This window comes from Agitococcus lubricus, from assembly GCF_003051055.1.
GTDB lineage: Bacteria > Pseudomonadota > Gammaproteobacteria > Pseudomonadales > Moraxellaceae > Agitococcus > Agitococcus lubricus.
The window spans coordinates 1-21,630 of record NZ_QAON01000022.1 but is presented as its reverse complement, the minus strand read 5'-3'; the positions used below and the strand labels follow the sequence as shown (position 1 = coordinate 21,630).

The following is a 21,630-nucleotide window of genomic DNA, read 5'->3' as shown; positions in this document are numbered from 1 at the left end:
ACTGGTATCTCATCATGACGCAACATGACAAACCGGCCTCATCATCCTGCCAACTGGCGCCGCAGAAAGACGCTTGTTGCAGTTCAACGAGCTGCGGCCAACCAGCCGTTTCACCAGAAACAACAGAAAATGACGGTCATCATGACCATAAAGCGGCTGATGCCTGCTGCTCGCCTGCAACAAACGTCAGCAATTTGACGCCGGGGAGTACACCGGAAGGGGCAAGCCGGGTTCGGTACCGTATCGACAAAATGGATTGCCCGACAGAAGAGCGGCTGATTCGCAATCGTCTGGAAAGCATGAAAGGTATTTCCCGGCTGGACTTCAATCTGCTCAACCGCGAACTGACGGTTTACCACCAGTTGGAAGACCCAAAAGCTATTGTCACGGCGCTTAACTCACTGGAAATGGCTCCGCAATTACTGGAAGCAGGAGCACCCGCTACGCCTGTGCGCCCGGCGCTGGACAGCAAGGACAAAATACTACTGGCCATTGGTGGGTTGGCCGCGATCAGTGCTGAAGGTATTGCCTGGGTAACTACCCAGGAAACAGGATGGTCTGTCATCGCTCTGGCACTGGTATCCATTCTGAGTGCGGGCTTGCCGACGCTTAAAAAGGGCTGGATTGCACTCAGTAATTTGACGCTCAATATCTACTTTTTGATGTCGCTGGCCGTCATGGGTGCCGTCATTATCGGGAAATGGCCTGAAGCAGCGATGGTGATCTTTTTGTTTGCGGTCGCTGAAGCAATTGAAGCTTTGTCATTGGAGCGGGCACGTAATGCCGTCAAGTCGCTGACAGCTCTTGCACCAGAAATCGCTGAAGTACAAGCTGGTGATGGTTGGCAGGAACAGCCAGTTGCCAGTGTGAATGTGGGCAGCCGTATCCGTGTGCGTACGGGGTCACGCGTGCCACTGGATGCCCGTGTTGATTCTGGTCGTGCTGCACTGAATCAAGCCCCCATTACCGGCGAAAGTTTACCCGTAGATAAGCAAATCGGTGATTCACTGTATGCGGGTAGCATTGTCACTGATGGTGTCGTAGAAGCAGTGGTCACTGCTGCAGCTGGTGAAAGTACGCTGGCCCGGATCGCAGCCGCCATTCAGGACGCCCAATCAGAACGTGCTCCCACACAACGCTTTGTCGATCAATTTGCCCATTATTACACACCAGCCGTCGTGGTCGTGGCCATTGCGCTGGCAGTGTTCGGGCCGCTAATCACCGGAGGCGCTTGGAGCGAATGGCTCTATCAGTCCTTAGTTCTGCTGGTGATCGCTTGCCCTTGCGCCCTCGTGATTTCCACGCCTGTCACGGTAGTGAGTGGTTTGGCGGCTGCGGCCAAGCACGGCATCCTGATTAAAGGCGGTGTGTATCTGGAAGGTGGACGCCTGTTAAAAGTTATCGCTCTTGATAAAACAGGTACGTTGACTCAGGGAAAGCCTGTGCTCACTGATGCGATTCCGTTTGGAGACATGCCGATCGAAACGGCTTTATTGATGGCCGCCAGCCTTGACGACCACAGTACACATCCGGTTGCCAAGGCTCTTGTTGATGGATGGAAAACACGCCAGCCGAACGCCAACACACTGCCGGTTGCGGATTTTGGCGTACTGAATGGCCGGGGTGTAAAAGGTACTATCAATGGCCAACCATGCTATTTAGGCAATCACCGTCTGGTTGAGGAACTGGATGTTTGCTCCAAGGAGTTGGAAGCCAAATTAGCCGTACTGGAGAATGCCGGCAAGACAGTCATTATTTTATGCGTGCCCTCTGGCCCAGCCGCCATCTTCGGCGTCGCGGATACGATCCGCCCTGAGAGCCTGCAGGCGGTTACTGCGCTCAAGGAGCTGCATATTAAACCCGTGATGCTGACAGGGGACAATCCGGCAACGGCACGATCCATCGCCGATCAGTTGGGTATCGAGGATGCCCGAGGCAATCTGTTGCCGGAAGACAAGCAGGCAGCTATTGCAGATATGAAAAATAGCTATGGCGCGGCGGGCATGGTAGGTGATGGCGTTAATGATGCGCCTGCTCTGGCGCGTGCCGATATTGGTTTTGCGATGGGTGCGGCCGGGACAGCAACCGCCTTGGAAACTGCGGATGTCGCCATAATGGATGACGATCCGCGCAAGATTGCTGACTTTGTGGTGTTGAGTCGCAGAACAAGCGTCGTCCTGAAGCAAAATATCGCCTTGGCACTGGGGATCAAAGCTGTCTTTCTGGTGCTGGCATTCACGGGCGTCGCCACGTTATGGATGGCGGTATTTGCAGATATGGGAGGCAGCCTGTTGGTTGTGTTCAACGGGCTGCGTCTGCTGAGGAGATAAGATTATGCAAGCCAAGTTAAAGGCCGCATTCAAGGAAGAGCTGGATAAAGGCAAAGGGCTATTGGCATCAGGTAAGAATGAGCAAGCCTTTTATCATCTGGAAAGAGCACACATCCTGGGACAGCGAAATTACGTACCTCACGTCATCAGTCATTACTGGATGCTCAGAGCAGGTTTGAAAACGGGCGACATTCAGGAAGTCTTGGGCCAGATCATCAGAATTATCGGGTCGGCTGGTTCACTGATTGGGAAAGTGCCGTTGGGTAATTCTGGGCGTGCGAAGGTGTCGCCAGTGAAGCCTATGCCGATTCCAGAAGACTTGAAACAGTATTTTGAGTGATGGCAGTTCAGCATATCTGTACCCAGTAATCGAGCAGCAGAAATAGAAACGGGTCGCAAAAGCGACCCGTTTAAATTCGGTAAGCTGAGTGGAACAATCGCCCAACGCTCTGCAAGTAGGTCAGCACTCCCAGCTCGACTCTAATTCTAGGATGTAGATTCTAAATTGTCTATGCATGGTTACGCACACATACTAGCGTTGTCTCAAATCATCATGTGTAGTGGTCAGTACAGACAAGAAGCTGGTCATAAAGAGCAATGTAGTGGTCAATGACTTTAGCAAAGCAGTCAACAGACAAAAATCCGTGGTCAGCGTATTTAAGAATAAATGGTCAGTGTGGTTGGAATATGCACCATTAACATTGTAAATCTGATAGCTGCCATCTAAAAGGCGTTTTGCAATGTATGCAAGTTTATTTTGATAGGGATTATAAGCATAAATAGCATAACCTTTTATCTTTATACAATATCCGCTTTGGGTTACATACCCAGCTTTTTCAAATGCTTTAGAAAGCGTTATTTTTCTTCTCATTGTTATTCTCTACACCTTGTTTGGTGCTTATAAGGCAAGCAATGCTCATTTTATTAAGCTAAAGTGCTTAACATATTAAGCACTTTAGCTTAATTCTGTTGATGTCCATAGAGGAGAGTGAACCAAAACGGGGGCTGGCGTTATTTTGACACCTCACCTGTTACGCGCATAATCGTCGCCCTTGATACTTTATACAGTCGAGCCAATGAACTAAGGGATGCACCGTTTTTTCGCAGATTGATAATCTCAGCCTGTTGACTGGCTGTCGTTTTAACAGGGCGACCCAATACCTTCCCTTCTCTTTTGGCTCTCGCCAATCCTGACTGCGTACGCTCCACTAATAAATCACGCTCCATCTCAGCAACAGCGGCCAACATTTGCAGCATCAGCTTGCCAGATGGTGAAGCCACATCCAATTTACCCAACTGTAAAATAATAACTTCAATCTTGCGTTTAGCGAGTGCTTTGATGGTCGTATTGACATCTTGAGCATCACGACCAAGGCGATCCAATTTAGCAACCACCAATATTTCGCCATCACGAATCTGGCTTAGTAAGGCTTTAAATTGTGGGCGTAAAGATGCATGGGTATTTCCACTCACGCCTTCATCGGCAAACCAATAATCAACTTTAAATCCAGCTCTTTCAATTTCGAGGCGTTGATTGTCCACTGTCTGATCTTTGGTGCTAACGCGACCGTATGCAAAGGTTGCCATCGTTGTTTTTCTACTGGATTTAAGGGATGTATCGTCTATGCTATGTTCAATAGCGTACCAAATAAATATGAACAGGCATATTAGTCTAAAAGCTAATTTATGAACATAGTTTTTTAATGTTTCAGCCACTGTTCACAAAGGGACGTTTGTTGCAGGCGAGCAGCAGGCATCAACCTCTTGATGAGATTCGTGATGAAGATCCTGTTCCGTTTGCTCTGGAACAGCAGGCTGGCCGCAGCTCTTGGAACTGCAACAAGCGTCTTTCTGTGGCATCAGTTGATAGCTTGATGCAGCCGGTTTGTCATGTTGCGTCATGATGAGATACCTGTATTAGCATAAGTGTCATTAAACAGCCTATAGTTACTATAGGGTCAAGGGCTTTTCGGAGAGACGCATGAAAATTGGTGAATTGGCGCAAGCCACACGCAGCACAGTGCAAACGGTGCGTTACTATGAAAAAGAGGGGCTGTTGCCGGAGCCACAACGGACAGAGGGGAATTACCGCTTTTATGGGGCTGAGCATGTGGAGCGGCTGCGTTTTATCCGTAATTGCCGGGTGCTGGATATGACCCATCAGGAAATTCGTACCTTGTTGCAGGCAATGGATCAACCGACCGTAGGCTGTGGGTCGGTGAATACCCTGATTGAGACGCATATCCAACATGTTGAAATCCGTATCAATGAATTGTTGGGGCTGCAGGCACAGCTAATTGCCTTACGGCAACGCTGTGTCGGTGAACAGCCGGCGGAAACCTGCGGCATCCTGCACGAGCTAAGCACCATGGAAGCCGAAGGCACACCCCACCGTAGCCATGTGGGGTGATGTTCTGCACTCAGTGCGGCGGTACTGACCCGGCTTCCCGCTCGAAGTCCGTCGCTAGCCAACCTCGTTGCGCGGCAATATCCAGACTGTACAGCGCCCTCCAAGCATTGACGCGAGCGCTTAGTTCGGCTTCAGCCGAGCTGATTGCCTGTCGTCGCAATAGCAACAACTCGGTAAAGGTGGTCTCGCCCAGCTTGAATCCTTTCTGGCCTCGGTCTGCCGCCAAAGTTTGCTGGTCAGCACTGGTTTTGGCGAGTTGCCACACCTCTACACTGGCCTTGGCCGTGGGCCAGGCTTGGGCAATGGCGCTTTCACGGCGTTGCGCTTCCAGTTTATTGCCCAACTCCACCGCATTGGCTTCTGCTTGCGCCTGTGCCGCCTGTTGTTGCCGGCGACTGCCGGATAAGGGCAGACTCAGGCTCAAGCCGATAATTCTTTCGGTGTTGCGCGCTTCCGAGGCGGTGAATATGCCAAGCGTCGGATCGGGTTTGGTATCAGCGCGCACCCGTTCAGCACGTAGTTGCGCTAATCGGGTTTGAAGCCGTGAGAGCGCCAATTGCGGGTTGACGGCCAGAATCCGGGTTTGCCATTCCTGCGCCTCACCACCGGGCATGAGTGGTGGAGGCAGGGTAGCGTCGTTGAGCGCCAGTGTCGGGAAACGACTGCGAAGCGCCAATTCAGCTTGTTGGCTTTGCAGTTGCGCCAATGCCTGTTGGCTGGCCAGCGACGACTGCTCAGACAGCGCCAGCGTTTCTTCTTGCACTGCGGCATCGCCACTGCGAATACGCTGACGTACACTCACTAGGTTGGCCACGGATAAGTCCTGTTGCTGGGTCAGCAAATTGATTCTGGATTTTGCCTGGGCCCAGTCCAGCCACAAGGTGAGCAGTTCCTGGGCGGTTTCGGTGCGTACAACGGCCACCCGCCCGTCAGCTTCCTGCCGGGTTAATGTAGCCAATTGCTGATCTAGACCGGCTTTGCCCGGCCAGCGTACACCACGCTCCAGAGCGGCATTCCACTCTTGTGAAGAGGGGCCGTCATCGGTGCGCCGTTGTTGGGCGCTGACAGAGGCTGTCCATTCGTAAGGTGAACCCGATTGCAGGGAAGCGGCATAGGCGCTTGCCTGCTGTTGGGCCATGGCGGCATTCAGCGCCGGGTCTTGGGCTAACAAAGCGTGAACCGTATCCGGCGTCGGTAATGCCAGCACAGGCTGGTCTAAGGCTGCCAACAGTATCGACAAGGTAAAAAGGGTTCTTTTCATGTCAGTTCTCCTGCCGCCAGTACCGGGGTTAGCCAATACTGAATACCGGCGCCGGAAATGCTGCTACGCAAGCGTTCCAGCAAAGCTTCTGCATCGGGTTGAGTCAGTAGAATCTGGATGGTGACGGAGTGTCCACGCCCCAAGACCTGCTCCAACTGATCCAGGCTCTTGGGATGCAGGCCATGGGTAAAGGATGACGCACTGGTAAACAGCTTGATCTCGGGATCAACCAGCAATAAGTCGAGCAGTTTTTCTTCCAGCTCCGGCGTGCAGAGCAGAGTCAGGCAACAAGATGTCATGACAGTTTCTCCGTGGCAAAGGCATAACGCTGGTATAGGATGGGCAGCAGAATCAGGGTCAGAGCGGTGGCAGTAATCAGGCCGCCAATGACGACAATCGCCAGCGGCCGTTGGATTTCCGAGCCTGGGCCGCTGGCAAACAGCAAGGGAATCAAGCCAAAGGCAGTGATAGTGGCCGTCATCAGTACCGGGCGTAAGCGCCGTTGTGCGCCGATCACGACACACTGGGCCAACGGGAAACCTTCGGCGCGTAGCTGATTGAAATAGCTGACCAGCACCACGCCGTTGAGTACGGCGATGCCAAGCAAAGCGATAAAGCCGACGGAAGCCGGTACAGATAGGTATTCGCCACTGATCCAGAGCGCGGCTATGCCGCCGACCAGGGCAAAAGGAATATTGCTGAGCACCAGCAAGGCCTGACGTAAAGAGCCGAAGGTAGAAAACAGTAGCAGGAAAATCAGCCCCAGCGCGACCGGTATAACGATCATCAGACGTTGCGCCGCCCGTTGCTGGTTCTCGAACTGGCCGCCCCAGGCCAGGTGGTAGCCGCCCGGCAGTTTGATTTCCCGGGCAATGCGGGCTTTGGCTTCATCGACAAAGCCGACCAGGTCGCGGCCGTCGACATTGGCAATGATGACGCTGTAACGGCTGCCGGCTTCGCGTTCAATTTTGACCGGGCCTTCGTCACGCTCCAGACTGGCAATATCGCTCAAGGCAATGCTTTCGCCGGAGGGAGTGACCACCCTCAGATTGGCAAAAGCTTCAGGTGAAACCCGGATGTCCTCTGGCCCGCGCACCAGAATCGGTATCCGGCGATTGCCGTCCATGACCACTCCGGCACGTTCACCTTCAACCTGCATCCGTAAATTGTCCTGTACATCACTGATATTGAGGCCGAAACGACCCGCTGCCAGTCGATCAACCCGCAAGCGCAGGTATTGGACGCCGCCGTTTTGTACGGTATAGACATCTTGGGAACCGGGAATCTTTTTAAGCTCGGCTTCCATTTGCTCGGCCAGACGATTCAGGGTTTCCAGATCCGGGCCAAAGACTTTCAGCGCCAGATCACCCCGTACCCCGATGATCATTTCCGACACCCGCATTTCAATCGGCTGGGAAAAACTGTAGACGATCCCAGGAAAGCCGTTCATCACCTCGCGCAATTGATCAATCAGGGCATCCTTATTGTCGGGAATCCGCCATTGGTCGGCCGGTTTAAGTTCCAGAAACGTATCGGTCTGATTGATACCCATCGGGTCGAGGCCGATTTCGTCAGAACCGGCGCGGGCGACAATGCCGGTGATTTCCGGCACTTCTTTCATCAATGCCTGCTGAATACGGCTATCCAGGTTCAAGGTTTGCGGCAGGCTGATTGTGGGCTGTTTTTCGATGCCGATCAGAATGTTGCCTTCATCCATAGTCGGCATGAAGGTTTTGCCGACCTGGGTGTAGATGACACCGGCGCCAACCAGTAACAAGACGGCTCCTGCCATAATGGGCATAGGGCGTTGCAGGCTTCGGGTCAGTAAGGGTGTATATAAACGCAATAACTGGCGTGGTAGCCACGGATCGGTATGGTCATTCCCGCGCAGTAGCAGGGACGCCAGAACCGGAATGATCGTCAGTGACAGCAACAGTGAACCAGCCAATGCAAAGATGATCGTGAGCGCCACTGGTACAAACAGTTTGCCTTCCAGGCCTTGCAGGGTCAGCAATGGCAAGAACACCATGATGATGATCAGAATCCCAGCAGTCACTGGGCCAGCGACTTCACGCACGGCCCGATTGACCAGATGCAGCAGGGGCAGGCGACCCTTGCTTGGGTCATGGGCCAGATGCCGTACCACGTTTTCCACGACGACGACGGCGGCGTCCACCAGCATGCCGATGGCAATGGCCAGACCGCCCAGACTCATCAGGTTGGCGGACATGTCAAACAGACGCATCAGGATAAATGTGACCAGCGCTGATAAGGGCAGAATCACGGCGACCGTGATAGCAGCCCGCACATTACCCAGGAATAGTCCCAGCAAGATCAGCACCAGTACGGTGGCCTCCAACAGCGCCTTGGACACCGTGCCCACGGCTTTTTCCACCAGATGAGCCCGGTCATAGAACACATGCAGTTTGACGCCTTGGGGCAAGCTGGGCTGTAAAACATTCAGTCGGGCTTTAACGCCAGTGATGACTTCCCGCGCATTGGCTCCGGCTAAAGATAGTACCAGGCCTTCAACCGCTTCTCCTTTGCCATTGCGGGTTACAGCGCCGTAACGGGTCAACGAGCCGGTTTTGACTTCGGCAACATCGCCAATCCGTACCACCGCGCCATTGTCCGTTGAAACGACGATGGCGCGTATATCGTCCAGCGATGTAATACGGCCTTCTTCCCGAATCAGCAGGGATTCGCCGCCTTCATCCAAACGTCCGGCGCCGTCATTATTGTTATTGGCGCTGACGGCCAACCGCAGTTGTTCCAGCGTCAGGCGATTGGCTGACATTTGCAGGGGGTTGGGCACAATCTCGTAGGTGCGCGCCTCGCCACCCAAGGCATTAACGTCAGCGACTCCAGGGACGGTACGCAAGGCCGGGCGAATTACCCAGTCCAGCAAGTCGCGTTTCTCACGAAGAGATAACCGGTCGCTTTCAATGGTGAACTGGAATATTTCACCCAGCGGCGTGGTGATGGGCGCAATGCCGCCACTGATGCCGGATGGCAGATCGGCCATGATATTGTTCAGACGCTCAGCCACTTGCTGACGCGCCCAGTAAATATCAGTGCCGTCGGCAAATTTGAGCGTAATATCCGAGATGCCGTATTTGTTGGTGGAGCGCAGCATTTCCTGTTTGGGAATGCCGAGCATCTCCACCTCAATGGGCATGGCAATTCGGCTTTCCACTTCTTCCGGGGTCATACCGGGGGCTTTAAAGACAATTTTGACTTGTACGGGCGTGACTTCTGGAAAAGCATCAATCGGCAGGCGGCTAAACGCATACCAGCCACTGGCGCCAATCAGTATCGCCAGCAACAACATAAACAGTCGTTGGGAGAGAGAGAATTGAATTAAACGCGTCAGCATTTACTCTTCCTCCATGCCGCTTTCGCCCAGCCAGATCCCTTTGAGCGCGATGATATTGCTGACCGCAACCTGCTCACCGGCTTTCAAAGGGCCTTCCACCCGCACCAGTTGGCCGCTGGTTGCGCTGACCGTGACTGGCCGTGCATCAAAACCCTCCTTGCTGCGGACAAAAATATAGGCTTGAGCCCCCTGACGGGTGATAGCTGCTTGCGGTAGCAGCCATGCGCCGCCTATCACCGGTAATTTGGCGCTCAGCACGGTGCCGGGAAGCCAGGGTTGAGAAGGTTTCGACAGTAGCTGGGCGCGAGCGGAAACAGTCTGTGTTCCACCGGCGACTGGGCTAAGGCTGACAAGTTTGGCATTGATAGCCGGGTCACCGACTTGCAGGGTGATACCGGGTCGGTAACGGTTTGCTGTTGCTATGGGTAACTGGATCTCCACCCAGGCCGGTGTTGGACGGATCAAATGCAGCAGGGCGTCTGTAGGCTGGACACGCTGGCCGGGATGAATGCTCATGGCATTAATGACGCCAGCCGTTGGCGCGACAATCAGCAAGTCACTTTCGGGTTTCCCCCCTTTTTCCAGCCGTTGAATGGCGGCTGATGTCATACCTGCCAATTGCAGGGCGACCCGGCTTTGTGTCAACGCAGCGTCGGCTTGTTGGCGAGCGGACTCAGCTTCCAGCAAACGGCGTTGTGGCGTAATGCCGGTGGTAAACAGTTCCTGCTCCCGCGCCCAAGCAGCTTGGGCCAGCCGTGACTGGCTGGCAGCCTGTGCCAGATTGAGCTGCAAACTGCTCAACTCCGGGCTTTGCAGGCGCAGTAATGGCTGGCCCGCTTTGACTGCCATGCCGTCCTGCACCATAACTTGAGTGACCAGTGCATTCAGGGCGCTGCTGACGACCTGCTCTTGATCTGGCATCAGGATGACTTTGGCTGGGTAACTTACACTCAGGCTGGAAGAGGATGAAGGAGAAAGAGTGCTGAGTGTGATGCCCAGATTCTGCAATTGCTGGGGCCTAACGCTGAATTGATCGGCAGCATAGGCATGATTGGCCAGCACTGCACACAAGGCAAGTACCAGTCGGGATGAACGGAATAACATGTACAACTCCTAAAGGCAGGCTAATGCCGAAAGGCCAGACTGCCGGTAAGCAAATGATGAACAAGCCCGATCAGGGCGGATATCACAGCAGGAGTTGCTTAAATGAGGAGAACGGTCATAGCCCGTAACGGGGCGGACTGATAAAAAAACGGTGGAGGCGATGACCAGCCGGGAATAGAACTGGCGGTAATCAGGGGTGGAGGAGCGATGGGCAGAGTCAAAGTTGGTATGGTAATAGTCGGCAAAGGCGGCAGTTTGATATCGCTGGCAGGAGCAGGCTCATGATTGGCATGCTCGTCATCCATGGCGAGATCAATACAGTGTTTGCTTTCAGCCTTAGCCTTGGTTGGATCACAGCAAAGTTTGCCACTGAACTCTACCGTGACTTTACCATCAGGTTCCAGACAAATGACATCGGCCAGTGCTGCGCCAAAACCCAAGCACCAATGCAGCACCATCACGGCCATAAGCGGCAGTGACCAGCGGCGGCGTTGACGACGGGTAAACTGGAACATGAATAGATACAGATAATGTCATAAAGGATCAGTATAACAGACAGAGATTAAAAAAGAAATATTCTCATTTGTTGGGGTTGTGTGTGTAGAGGTCATTGCTTGTGTATTCCGCCTAAGGTCTGAGCCTTTGAACTTGACACTCAGATTACTAGATGCTACATTTCGTAAAAATACGAAGTATTCAATATGGCGCTCCCTGACAACCTGCAAAAGTTCTTTCACGCCCTGACGAACACCAACCGGCAGCGCATCATGCTGCTGTTTGCCGAGCAGCCGGTGCTGACGGTCGGTGAGGTTGCGGAACGTACCCAACTAGGCATGTCCACGGCGTCGGAACATCTCAAGCAACTCAAGGAAGCGGGACTTCTGCGTTCGGAAAAAATCGGCAAGGAAGTGGAATACCGTGCGAATGTCGCCAGTATTCAGGCGATCCTGGCCGAACTGGGGGGCTTTCTGCGGCAATGCTGCTGATGCTTCGGCTCTATATTTCGTTATTTCACGAAGTTAAGGAATGTTATCATGGTGTATGACGTACTGGGAGAGTGAACCAAAACGGGGGCTAGAGTTTTACGCCGCCATTTTTTCCTGCTCACTTTCTACCATCATCCCCTGAAACCAACGACAAAAAGTTTTTCGTAAGTCATCATTTAAGACCTGTACTCTCGTTTGTAACAGTAAATGTGCACCACGTTGTGTCCAACGCATTTGCTGCTTTTTCACAAAACGTTTACTAATCACGTAATTGACCGTTGATTCCACAAACGCCGTGGTAATGGTCTCGTTATGGCGATAACGATCACCGTAGTTTGGAATAAACCCACCGTTAGCACGAATATAACTTTCAAACTCACACACTAATTTGAGCAATTTTTTCTTATTCGTCGTGTTTTCTTCCCATATCTCCAAATCAACATTTACATCATAAATGAGTGCCAATGCTTCCATGACATTACCATGCCAAAGATGCCATTTAATACTTTCTAATTGTGTTAGTAATCGTGCTGGTACATCGATACTTGCAATTTCATGAGCCTCTTTTTTAGTTTTTTTCTGCGATGCCAATTCCGTTATCATGCCTTTAGCCATTTGTGTCATCACGGTTAAACGCATGGTAATATGGGGTAAGCGGATTAAATGGTTGATCTTACCTTTGCATGAGAGTGAGGCAAACCGGCATCTCATCGGATTATCTGGTTGGCACTCCAACCTACTGCTGATGCATGCTTCCCTCGCTAATTCCAGCAAGAACCCCACACGCCTTAACTTCCCGGTCATCGTTGCAACGCGCTCTTAGTGAAACGAGTTGTTTCTCAAGCGCCTGTAGAGCGGTTATCTGCGAGCGCACATGAGAGATGTGATCATCGAGCAAGGCATTGACAGCGGTACAGGACTGATGAGGGTCGTCCTGATAGCGCTTTAGTTCGTGAATTTCTGCCAGTGACAGATCCAGGATGCGGCAGCGACGAATAAAGGCCAGCCGCTCAACGTGTTTCTCGGTATAGACACGGTAACCGTTCTCCTGCCGACCAGGCGGCGGCAACAAGCCCTGCCGTTCGTAGAAGCGGATCGTCTGTGTATCTACCCCTACTGACTGTGCCAACTGACCAATACGCATCGGGTTCCTCCGCAACGGATTCTCTACGCTATTGACATTATAGCTACTATATAGTTTTAAATGAAAACCCGATCACATTCAAGTGGAGTCATATCATGAGTAAAAACTGCGGAGGCCCCTGTGGCGACCATGCAAGGCCTGCGGCGGATACCGATATGCAGGCCTCCTCCGATGCGTCGGGGGAATGGGTCAGTGTTTATGCCGTGCCGAAGATGGACTGTCCATCAGAAGAGCGCATGATTCGCCTGGCCCTGAACGGCGTTGAGGGGATTCGGGCACTGTCCTTCGACTTGTCGAACCGCCGGTTGAAGGTCGTGCATGACGGTGAGGTCGAGCCCGTCACCTCGAAACTGAAGACCTTGGGGCTAGGCGCCTCGCTTCAGGAAACCGTCGCTGCAAATCCGGAGACCATCAAGGCCGCCGAGTTTTCGGCAGCTTCTGCTAAGCAAGAATCCGGGACCCTGCGCTGGTTGCTCGGCATCAATGCACTTCTGTTCGTGGTGGAAATGACTGCCGGTCTGATCGCCCGGTCCACCGGCCTGATTGGAGAATCCCTGGACAATTTTGCCGATGCGGCGGTGTACGGGCTTGCCCTTTATGCGGTTGGACATAGCGTGAAAATGCAGGTACGTGCCGCGCATCTTGCTGGTGTACTGCAACTGATCTTGGCTGTGGGCGTACTCATAGAGGTGGTGAGACGCTTTGTATTCGGTAGTGAGCCTGAATCGCTGGTGATGATGGCTATCGCATTCGTCGCATTGATTGCCAATACCAGTTGTCTGCTGCTCATATCCAAACATCGGGAGGGCGGGGCGCACATGAAGGCAAGCTGGATATTCTCGGCCAACGACGTGGTGATCAACCTGGGGGTCATCACCGCCGGCGCTCTGGTCGCGTGGACCGGGTCCAATTATCCGGATCTGATTATCGGCACCATCGCGGGGGTAATTGTACTTAACGGTGCTAGACGCATTCTGGCGCTCAAGGATTAAGCAATGTCCATTTTTGGCAAACATCTGTCACCGTACGCTCTGTTGTCCATATCGGGCCTGCTGGCAGCGTCTGATCAGGCCATAAAATGGCTGGTGCAACAATCAATGGCATATGGCGAGTCTATTTCAGTGACCTCATTCTTTAACTGGGTACACGTATGGAATACCGGTGCCGCATTCAGTCTTTTTGCGAATGGTGGAGGCTGGCAGCGCTACTTTTTTATCGGAATCGCGGTAGTGGTCTCGATTTTTCTGATCAAGCTGATCCTTGAAAATCGTCATAAAGGAGAAGCCATCGCTTACAGTCTTATCCTCGGTGGCGCCATGGGCAACCTGATTGACCGGGTCTTTCGCGGCTATGTTGTGGATTCCTTTGATTTCTATTGGCGAGACTGGCATTGGCCGGCCTTCAACCTGGCTGATATTGCAATTGTCCTCGGTGCCTTACTTTTAGTTTCCAGCAGCTTGTTGGGTAAAAAAGCAAACACCAATGCCGAGTCGGATGGATCTGACTGACACCTACGCCTATACAACACCATGACCGAACTTCCCGACAACATCCTTCACCTGCCGCAATACCAAGTACTGGGCTGCAAATCAACCGACGACGAAATGCACTTCCAGGTGGACGTGCCCGATCCCATCGCCTGCGAGGAATGCGGCGTGCAGGGTGAGTTCGTACGGTTCGGCAAGCGTGACGTTCCCTATCGTGATCTGCCCATCCACGGCAAGCGGGTCACTCTCTGGGTGGTCCGCCGCCGATACACCTGCCGGGCCTGCAAGACAACATTCAGGCCCCAGCTACCGGAGATGGTGGACGGATTCCGTATGACACTGCGGCTGCATGAGTACGTGGAGAAGGAATCCTTCAACCACCCCTACACCTTTGTGGCGGCACAGACCGGCCTGGACGAGAAGACGGTGCGCGACATCTTCAACGCCCGCGCCGAGTTGCTGGGGCGCTGGCACCGCTTCGAGACGCCCCGCATCCTGGGCATTGACGAGCTATACCTGAACAAGCGCTACCGCTGCATTCTGACCAACATTGAGGAGCGAACCCTGCTCGACCTGCTGGCCACCCGCCGCCAGGACGTGGTGACCAACTACCTGATGAAGCTGAAAGACCGGCAGAAGGTCGAGATCGTCAGCATGGACATGTGGAACCCCTACCGGGCAGCGGTCAAGGCTGTGCTGCCCCAGGCCCGTATCGTGGTCGATAAGTTCCATGTGGTGCGCATGGCCAACGATGCCCTAGAGAGAGTGCGCAAGGACCTCAGAAAGGAGCTGAAACCGTCCCAGAGCCGGACTCTCAAGGGAGACCGGAAAATCCTGCTGAAACGCGCTCACGAAGTCTCAGACCGGGAGCGCCTCATCATGGAGACCTGGACAGGCGCGTTCCCGCAACTGCTGGCCGCCTACGAGCACAAGGAGCGCTTCTACGGCATCTGGGACGCCACCACACGGCTCCAGGCAGAAGCCGCCCTGGACGAGTGGATAGCCACCATCCCGAAGGGCCAAAAGGAAGTCTGGAGCGATCTGGTCAGGGCAGTGGGAAACTGGCGCGAAGAGACCATGACCTACTTCGAGACGGACATGCCCGTCACCAACGCTTACACGGAGTCCATCAACCGACTGGCCAAGGACAAGAACCGTGAAGGGCGCGGTTACTCCTTCGAGGTGATGCGGGCACGAATGCTCTACACCACGAAGCACAAGAAGAAGGCACCGACTGCGAAGGTCTCTCCTTTCTACAAGAAAACCATCGGTTACGGACTGCCGGACTTCGCAGAGGAACTCAACTACGGAGTCGATCTATCAACCATCTGAGGGTGGTATCAGATTGATGGGGTGAAGGTGCCCCATCAACCATTAAATCCGTATACCCGTAATATGAAACCAATCCAGTAAATGTTCAGACTCAGGACTGAGGTAACGTTGTAAACTACGCACCGTATCACCGCCATCTGATAAAAACACAACCTGTTGATTCATCTGCAAGCCTTGTGATTTAAGAACTTCATAAAGCCGTCTTTTGGGTTTGGTATCATACTTATTCACGAAGGCAAATACTTTAGCATCACCATCCGCTTTCACGCTTTTACCCGTAATAACCTCAAACCAACCTTCTGTTCTTGATTTCTGAGCCGAAGCATGGACGTAGCCACCATCTAAACCGACTGTTAAAGGTGGTTCTGGTCTTGGTTGCCGTCCCCATTCATCAGGACAACCTTTAATAAATTGAAATTGTTCTTCACCTAGCTCGCTTTCAATACGCTCAGCAATTTGTTGTTGATGTCGACGCATTGACGTGGCATTGATTTCATCTGCAATTGGCAAAACTTCACTCAACAAACGAATACTCAAGCCATAGGACATTAACGAGGCAAATTTAGTTTCCAAATATAATAGCTCAGGTGAGCTATGTGCCTTTAACCATGTCGCCAACGGACTGGAACTATGCCGATGTTGATGTGGCTGATGGCAGGTGCAATCATATAACCGAGGGCTAATCAGATTTAGCTTACCAAATACAGTGCGATACACAAGAGTATGCTGCCCTTTCTTTGTTCGACGTGCGCCACAATCAGGGCAGGTGTTGAATTGTGCCATATATTCCTTAACTTGCTCGCTAACCATACACTCTTGTATGCCTTGCAATACCGTTTTTGACTCAGCGAGTGTTAAACCAAGCGTTTCAGGTTGTAATAAACTGCGCTCCAAGTCGACAATATTTTCAATCCGCTCGAATTCGCCGTTATTACCTTCCATCGCGATTTGTATGCGTATTTTCATGGTATAACTCTTTCAGCAATTACTCGAGCCATCTCCAAGCATCATCATGTTGTGTGTATTGCTGGAGTCGGCGGTTGGCTTGCGATCGATTAAAGTTATCTAATGTAAGCCATTCTCGTAAGGTGTTTATTTCTTCGAGGTAATCACGAATAGCATCAAGGTCATTATTTTCAATGGCCTCAGTAATCTCATCAAATAAATCATATAGATGTCGTGGTGCTGCATCGCGTTGCTCCATAAAAGCTAATGCGCCGCCGCAGTCTTCTGGTGGAGCTTTACGTTGACCACTCTGACAATAAGGGTAGCTGTATTTATCACTCTTTTCTAAGAATGCCTCAATACGTATCTCATGCACCCAGCCTGCACCAAAATCATATTGATAACGAAAACGCTCGTTATGATAAAAATTAAAGTCTGAGAGTTTGACGAGTTTGGGATCAGTCATAAAACTAATACCACCATCGTGGTAAACACCATATTGTTGACCGTGAATGTGAAACGCATTTAAATGTAAGTCCTCCCAGCCAAATGCAATCTGTAGCGTGTAATGTAAATCTTCAATCGTGCTGTCAGCACAAACCAGTATTCGTCGCCAGATGATGGGGTGAATGTCATGAATCCATATATAGAGTTGGTAAATGGGTAGGCCACTACTTTGAGGAAGTATTTTTTTAGGTTTTCTTTTATTCATAATCGTCCGCGAAAGTACGATATTTTTAAGCTAAAATAGCCTGTTTACCTCCATACGACTTATTTTTCACAAGGTTAGACCATGTCTGCCAATCGTAAATCTGTATTTTTATCTGAGGAATCACTCAGTATTGTTGGCCCGTTTACCAGTGGCCGATTAAATAGCATCATTGAACGATATGGATATTTACTTAAAACACAGGACATCGCGGATGTCTTTAGTCCTAGTCAATTAGCACTGATCTATCAAGTGACCAAAGAGCGAGCGACTAAAGAACGAGAGTCATGGCGACAATTTCACTCGATAACGTTAAGAGATTTACTAAACACCGTTAAAACAGTCGACAACTGTAGAAACATAGACGAGATGATTGACACGATTAATGAGCTAAAACCACTACAATGGGTTGCCTTAATTGATGCCATTGAAATGTTTTGGGCGGATGAACGCGTTCGCTTATTTCAAGCTTATCAATTGCGTAAAAAACAACCATAAGACCATCAACAAGGCGTTATTTTTTGTGTAGAATGGGTTTCCCTTTAAACCAAAAGTACCGAATGAGGTACAAGGTGAATACACATGAACATGCCCGTATTGGATATTAAATCCAGCCTATCGACGATTCTGCAAAAAATCTTCTCATTTACCCAAGACGCCATACAACAGCTTTGTGCCTTATGCGTTTATGGTACTTTCTTTGTCTGCCTCGTGATCCTTGGCATTGCCACACATACGCTGATGAATCAACAACATTTGCACCTTGTGGCCACCATTGATGGCAAAGAGCATATCGTCATAGACCTACGACCCCACGGTAAATAAACCGTTTTAAACGGCGATTGCATGAAGAAAACGCCCTTCAAATGAAGGGCGTTATAACAGATATTTCTCAAAATATCTGGGTTTTGACCAGTGCGAAGCTGATCAAGAAAGGTCAGCATCCGTTGCGCCTACCACTGAAGTTGTCTAACGACCCCTTTATCAGTCTCATAGAACGCACTTAATGCCAACAAACCACCAATAACGCCGATGTTCGCGCTCTTTTAAACGAAAAACGAGAATAAAACGTCAACGTCTTATCAAAAAACTTTGATAAAAACGAAGAAAGTGCCATGACTTTAAGGCGCATGACTGCCACGTTTCGCAAATAGCAACGAATCGGCAGAGGGGAGCCACCCCCTCAACAAACACATATTTTCTTTCCGCCAACACACAACTGGCTCAAACTTTCGGGAACATGCTTAATGGAAAACCCATCAAACTCAGACTAGCCTTCGACTGAATCGCCTAGTCCTCTCAACACCCCTACTGATCTGATCTCCCTCACTTTTACCTCAACAGTGCCACCTGTTATCAACGGCAGTCAGTGATTCCCACGTTAGTTTTTCATGTTTTAACGAACAGAACGCCAGCATTCTCCCCTCTTTAGTCTAGCCCTACTCCTAATGGCTTTTCCCGTCTTAGATTCCTAAAAGACAAGATTTCATCGCTCCGAGATTCCAAAGCAAGTCGATTACTAACTAAAGGGATCGTAGAATTTCAGTCATAAGACTGGCTCATGTTCCCCACGAAGCACCCTCGAAGGGTGCGATTACAGGCTTAAGCTGTACAGCGATCTCAGCGGCTTGCGCCCCTGAGTACCGAGTTCTCCAGATTTCTCCTCAAACCCCTGCCGTATTTCGACGGCCTCAGCAGCCCACCTGCGTGGCACACGTTCGACAGTTTCCTGCCGCCCGTGGATCGGACTGAATACCGACTCTCATAAAAAGCAGGGCTAAGCTAGTCACCTAGCGGCCCGTTTCCGTGTCGCCCAAACTCGAAAAAAAAATCATTAACGCATCTAAAAAATGCGGATTAGGTCGAAAGGAATATTGCAATTCCTAGCGCCTGTCGTAGCCGTACCAGCCCCATTACGGGCATACGGCTTCACCAGTTTCAACCTGATTGGCGATCAGGTATCTGGTCGGCGGAAAGAAAAAATGGAGGGAGGCAACCCCCATTTAAAAACAGGGCGTGCCGCCCTGATTCGAAGACGACGATGGTATTTTGACTGATGTTGTCGCTGTAATCAACATATAATCGGAATCTCTTATTATCAAGCACCTAAATTAGTGAAATTTAAACTATCTATAAGTATTAGTAATATAGTTATATGCCTTTATTACGTCGCAAAGTAGTGAGATAATACGAATCTAGAAACCTCAAAACTATACACTCCCTATGATTGAATGTGAAAGCAAGATATTAGCAATGCAACGTCTACAAGATGCAGCACGTTTTGATTACCACTTGTATTTTCAAGGTGAAATAGGCCTTGAAAAATTGACTGCGTTGTCAAAAAAATTTGCCCGTGAATACGATACGGAATTGACTAAATCACAACGTAGCCGCCGTAAATTATCAGGTGAGGCAGTGACGCAATTTTTAGTGTGGAAACCTGAAAGCGGCGATAAAGCCATCTTTTGGTTACTCACCACAGGTGGTAAAGGCCGCGTGATGGAACGAGAGCAATTTGTCGATCTGCGAGACAAAGAACACCGTTTGTCATTAACAGGCTATGAATTAGTTCATGATGGTGTGTCATGGTCATGGCGTATGGAGAAGACTGCCTATACCAACCATCAAAAACGCTTAAGGAACGCTATTTTGGCGAAAAACGATTTAGCTCTACAAATGGCGATTGCATCGCTATACAACAGCCCCGGCTTTCGTTTGGTACGCCGTCAGGTTGGTATGCTCAGTAAATGGCTACGTGGTGAATGGAAGCGATTACGCAAGGATACGGAGCCAATGCCTGCGCTACCGACATTTTTAGCATATGTACGTCGATTGCCCAATCCAGTCCCTAAAAAGAAGACCAAAAAAGTGATGGATGTGGTTAAGGCTTAAAGTCTTTGTCATGATGATTTGTTGTTGTGCATTCATTATGATAAAGTGAAGGCATTGAATGTGTTTTTATGAGGTGATGCGATGGCGATGCTAACCGTGCGTAATTTGCCTGATGATGTACATCGTGCATTACGGGTACAGGCTGCTTTACATGGGCGTAGTACCGAAGCCGAAGTACGTGAGATTTTAGCTCATGCAGTAAAGCCTGAAACGCGTGTGCGTATGGGGGATGCTCTTGCAACATTGAGTCGTCAGGTTGGTTTGACGAATGAAGATTTTGACGTGTTTCAACAGGTCAGCGATCAATCTCCTGCCGAGCCAATGAGGTTTGAATGATTCTTCTCGATACGAATGTGGTCTCCGAGGCGATGAAGCCTGAGCCAAATCCTGTTGTCCGTGGATGGTTAAACGATCAAGTTGCGGAAACCCTTTACCTCTCCAGTGTGACGGTGGCTGAGCTGTTGTTTGGGATTGCTGCTTTACCATCTGGTAAACGTAAGGAAATGTTGACACTAACTTTAGAGGGATTATTGGAACTCTTTAAAGATAGGATACTTTCGTTTGATGTTAAGGCTGCACAGCACTATGCCGATTTAGCGATGATTGCTAAAGTTTCTGGAAGAGGTTTTCCTACCCCCGATGGTTATATTGCGGCGATTGCAGCATCACGTGGCTTTGTTGTTGCTTCACGAGATACTGCACCTTATACCGCAGCTAAAGTGACAGTGATTAATCCGTGGGATATGAGGTAAACGGGTGGAGTTTCTTTTTTAAGGTGTGGGTGCTAGCGTAAATTTGCCAGTTTTTGCTTCGTGTCGTAATCGAGTGCGAGCTTGCTCCCATGATTCTCCTGTTTGTGCATGCTTAGATACCCATTTTTCATCTTGTAAAAGCGTTTCAATATTTTCATCATCATTTTTAGGGCTTTGTTTAGGCTTGGATTGAGTCTTGGCTTTGGGGGTTACATCTTTTGGATGCTTCTTTTTTAACTTAAATGTAAAGCCAGTAATAATTCGACCTGCCTTATGTTGTTCGTAATTGACAGTGATGTCGGTATGTTCGTTTATTTGAGATACAGCTAAATCAAGAACTCGTTTTTTGAAATCACTCATACGGATAAGTTCATGATCTGCAAGCCCTAGTTGTTGCCGAAAAGACTCTAAGTGAAACATTGGTAATTTAGCTGCTTCTTGCCATTGGATAAGGAGTTCATATAATCGAACTGCATACGCACTAGTAAGAGGGGCAGTTTGCTCTAAATAGTAACGGGTGAATTGCGACTCTAGACGTGTAATCTCCTTTACCACAGCAGGAGACAGAATGATTTCTAACTTAGCAGCATCATCAACATAACCAACTTGAGATACCCATCGGCTAGTAATACGTTTCTCTTTTTTAGTATCTGCATCTATTAGATATAAGGTGAATTGTCTATCGAATAAGGTTTTTGCAGCTTCTTTTAATGCCCAATATCCAGCTTCAAGTGTTACATCAAATGTTGTGGCATAACGATTTGCCCAAATTACCAGTGGTGTATCTGTGCTTATGCCTACACCAACTGTAATGGTCAAGAGAAACAGGACAGTTATTTAGGCAGCTTGTCTTAAAAAATCACGTTCAAATATTAATGGTGATTTATAACCTAGCGTTGAAT

Annotated in this window: 22 protein-coding genes and 2 pseudogenes; 12 read left to right on the top strand and 12 right to left on the bottom strand. The window is 50.2% G+C overall.

Translation table 11 applies throughout. From position 1 onward, the window contains the following. Positions 1-14 precede the first annotated feature (14 nt). Both C8N29_RS15065 and C8N29_RS15060 read left to right on the top strand, forming a co-directional pair. Positions 15-2,330, top strand: coding sequence for a heavy metal translocating P-type ATPase (locus C8N29_RS15065; RefSeq protein ID WP_107866895.1), 2,316 nt, complete (start codon positions 15-17; stop codon positions 2,328-2,330). Positions 2,331-2,334: 4 nt separating this feature from the next. Next, positions 2,335-2,670 (top strand): DUF3703 domain-containing protein, encoded by a 336-nt coding sequence (locus C8N29_RS15060; protein ID WP_107866894.1) that lies wholly within the window; start codon positions 2,335-2,337, stop codon positions 2,668-2,670. A 192-nt stretch (positions 2,671-2,862) separates the two neighbouring features. Here C8N29_RS15060 and C8N29_RS15055 read toward each other — a convergent pair whose 3' ends face one another. Then, positions 2,863-3,201, bottom strand: a complete 339-nt coding sequence (locus tag C8N29_RS15055) for a hypothetical protein (protein ID WP_107866893.1) — start codon at positions 3,199-3,201, stop codon at positions 2,863-2,865. 140 nt (positions 3,202-3,341) lie between these two features. Next, on the bottom strand, positions 3,342-4,046 hold the full coding sequence (locus C8N29_RS15050; RefSeq protein WP_239987191.1) for a recombinase family protein: 705 nt from the start codon (positions 4,044-4,046) through the stop codon (positions 3,342-3,344). 265 nt (positions 4,047-4,311) lie between these two features. Between C8N29_RS15050 and cadR (C8N29_RS15045) the strand changes: the two genes are divergently transcribed. Then, positions 4,312-4,740 carry a Cd(II)/Pb(II)-responsive transcriptional regulator gene (gene cadR, locus C8N29_RS15045; RefSeq protein ID WP_107866891.1) on the top strand — a complete coding sequence of 143 codons (429 nt, stop codon included), beginning with the start codon at positions 4,312-4,314 and terminating at the stop codon, positions 4,738-4,740. A 10-nt stretch (positions 4,741-4,750) separates the two neighbouring features. Here cadR (C8N29_RS15045) and C8N29_RS15040 read toward each other — a convergent pair whose 3' ends face one another. The 5 genes from C8N29_RS15040 to C8N29_RS15020 form a co-directional block, all read right to left on the bottom strand. Continuing rightward, positions 4,751-6,001, bottom strand: a complete 1,251-nt coding sequence (locus C8N29_RS15040) for a TolC family protein (protein WP_107866890.1) — start codon at positions 5,999-6,001, stop codon at positions 4,751-4,753. Next, on the bottom strand, positions 5,998-6,300 hold the full coding sequence (locus C8N29_RS15035) for a DUF3240 family protein (RefSeq protein ID WP_107866889.1): 303 nt from the start codon (positions 6,298-6,300) through the stop codon (positions 5,998-6,000). Before C8N29_RS15035 ends, C8N29_RS15040 begins: the two co-directional genes overlap by 4 nt. Continuing rightward, positions 6,297-9,377: an efflux RND transporter permease subunit gene (locus tag C8N29_RS15030; protein ID WP_107866888.1), complete on the bottom strand. Its 3,081-nt coding sequence runs from the start codon at positions 9,375-9,377 to the stop codon at positions 6,297-6,299. Before C8N29_RS15030 ends, C8N29_RS15035 begins: the two co-directional genes overlap by 4 nt. Further along, a complete protein-coding gene (locus C8N29_RS15025; RefSeq protein ID WP_107866887.1) occupies positions 9,378-10,481 on the bottom strand; it encodes an efflux RND transporter periplasmic adaptor subunit in 1,104 nt (367 codons plus the stop codon). Between the two features lie 98 nt (positions 10,482-10,579). Beyond that, on the bottom strand, positions 10,580-10,996 hold the full coding sequence (locus tag C8N29_RS15020) for a hypothetical protein (RefSeq protein WP_107866886.1): 417 nt from the start codon (positions 10,994-10,996) through the stop codon (positions 10,580-10,582). Between the two features lie 186 nt (positions 10,997-11,182). Between C8N29_RS15020 and C8N29_RS15015 the strand changes: the two genes are divergently transcribed. Continuing rightward, a complete protein-coding gene (locus tag C8N29_RS15015) occupies positions 11,183-11,467 on the top strand; it encodes an ArsR/SmtB family transcription factor (RefSeq protein WP_107866885.1) in 285 nt (94 codons plus the stop codon). A gap of 96 nt (positions 11,468-11,563) precedes the next feature. On the opposite strand, the pseudogene C8N29_RS15010 reads toward C8N29_RS15015, so the two are convergent. Together C8N29_RS15010 and cadR (C8N29_RS15000) are read right to left on the bottom strand one after the other, a co-directional pair. After that, positions 11,564-12,133 (bottom strand): annotated as a pseudogene (locus C8N29_RS15010) (ISKra4 family transposase); the annotation flags it as partial. A gap of 70 nt (positions 12,134-12,203) precedes the next feature. Continuing rightward, positions 12,204-12,611, bottom strand: coding sequence for a Cd(II)/Pb(II)-responsive transcriptional regulator (gene cadR / locus C8N29_RS15000; protein ID WP_001219642.1), 408 nt, complete (start codon positions 12,609-12,611; stop codon positions 12,204-12,206). Between the two features lie 95 nt (positions 12,612-12,706). On the opposite strand from cadR (C8N29_RS15000), the gene C8N29_RS14995 reads away from it, so the two are divergent. From C8N29_RS14995 to C8N29_RS14985, 3 genes are read left to right on the top strand one after another with little or no spacing between them, the layout of a single operon-like run. Then, positions 12,707-13,603 carry a cation efflux transmembrane domain-containing protein gene (locus C8N29_RS14995; protein ID WP_004781121.1) on the top strand — a complete coding sequence of 299 codons (897 nt, stop codon included), beginning with the start codon at positions 12,707-12,709 and terminating at the stop codon, positions 13,601-13,603. Between the two features lie 57 nt (positions 13,604-13,660). Further along, entirely contained in the window at positions 13,661-14,119 is a 459-nt protein-coding gene (lspA, locus tag C8N29_RS14990; RefSeq protein WP_228129055.1) for a signal peptidase II, read from the top strand. 21 nt (positions 14,120-14,140) lie between these two features. After that, positions 14,141-15,430, top strand: a complete 1,290-nt coding sequence (locus tag C8N29_RS14985) for an ISL3-like element ISPpu12 family transposase (RefSeq protein WP_000137810.1) — start codon at positions 14,141-14,143, stop codon at positions 15,428-15,430. A 57-nt stretch (positions 15,431-15,487) separates the two neighbouring features. On the opposite strand, the pseudogene C8N29_RS14975 reads toward C8N29_RS14985, so the two are convergent. Next, a pseudogene (locus C8N29_RS14975) lies at positions 15,488-16,396 on the bottom strand (ISKra4 family transposase); the annotation flags it as partial. Between the two features lie 19 nt (positions 16,397-16,415). Continuing rightward, entirely contained in the window at positions 16,416-17,087 is a 672-nt protein-coding gene (locus C8N29_RS14970) for a plasmid pRiA4b ORF-3 family protein (RefSeq protein ID WP_107866882.1), read from the bottom strand. A gap of 81 nt (positions 17,088-17,168) precedes the next feature. Between C8N29_RS14970 and C8N29_RS14965 the strand changes: the two genes are divergently transcribed. The 5 genes from C8N29_RS14965 (at position 17,169) to C8N29_RS14945 (ending at position 20,728) form a co-directional block, all read left to right on the top strand. Continuing rightward, complete coding sequence (locus C8N29_RS14965; protein ID WP_107866881.1) at positions 17,169-17,582, top strand: hypothetical protein; 414 nt, start codon at positions 17,169-17,171, stop codon at positions 17,580-17,582. An 84-nt stretch (positions 17,583-17,666) separates the two neighbouring features. Then, positions 17,667-17,909, top strand: coding sequence for a hypothetical protein (locus tag C8N29_RS14960; RefSeq protein ID WP_107866880.1), 243 nt, complete (start codon positions 17,667-17,669; stop codon positions 17,907-17,909). A 1,428-nt stretch (positions 17,910-19,337) separates the two neighbouring features. Beyond that, the gene (locus C8N29_RS14955; RefSeq protein ID WP_107866879.1) at positions 19,338-19,976 is read left to right on the top strand and encodes a hypothetical protein; all 639 of its coding nucleotides are present in this window, start codon (positions 19,338-19,340) and stop codon (positions 19,974-19,976) included. Positions 19,977-20,057: 81 nt separating this feature from the next. Then, a complete protein-coding gene (locus tag C8N29_RS14950) occupies positions 20,058-20,312 on the top strand; it encodes a FitA-like ribbon-helix-helix domain-containing protein (protein WP_107866878.1) in 255 nt (84 codons plus the stop codon). After that, entirely contained in the window at positions 20,309-20,728 is a 420-nt protein-coding gene (locus tag C8N29_RS14945) for a type II toxin-antitoxin system VapC family toxin (RefSeq protein WP_107866877.1), read from the top strand. Before C8N29_RS14950 ends, C8N29_RS14945 begins: the two co-directional genes overlap by 4 nt. An 18-nt stretch (positions 20,729-20,746) precedes the next feature. Here C8N29_RS14945 and repM read toward each other — a convergent pair whose 3' ends face one another. After that, positions 20,747-21,547 carry a replication initiation protein RepM gene (gene repM / locus C8N29_RS14940; protein ID WP_170107008.1) on the bottom strand — a complete coding sequence of 267 codons (801 nt, stop codon included), beginning with the start codon at positions 21,545-21,547 and terminating at the stop codon, positions 20,747-20,749. Positions 21,548-21,630: the final 83 nt, after the last annotated feature.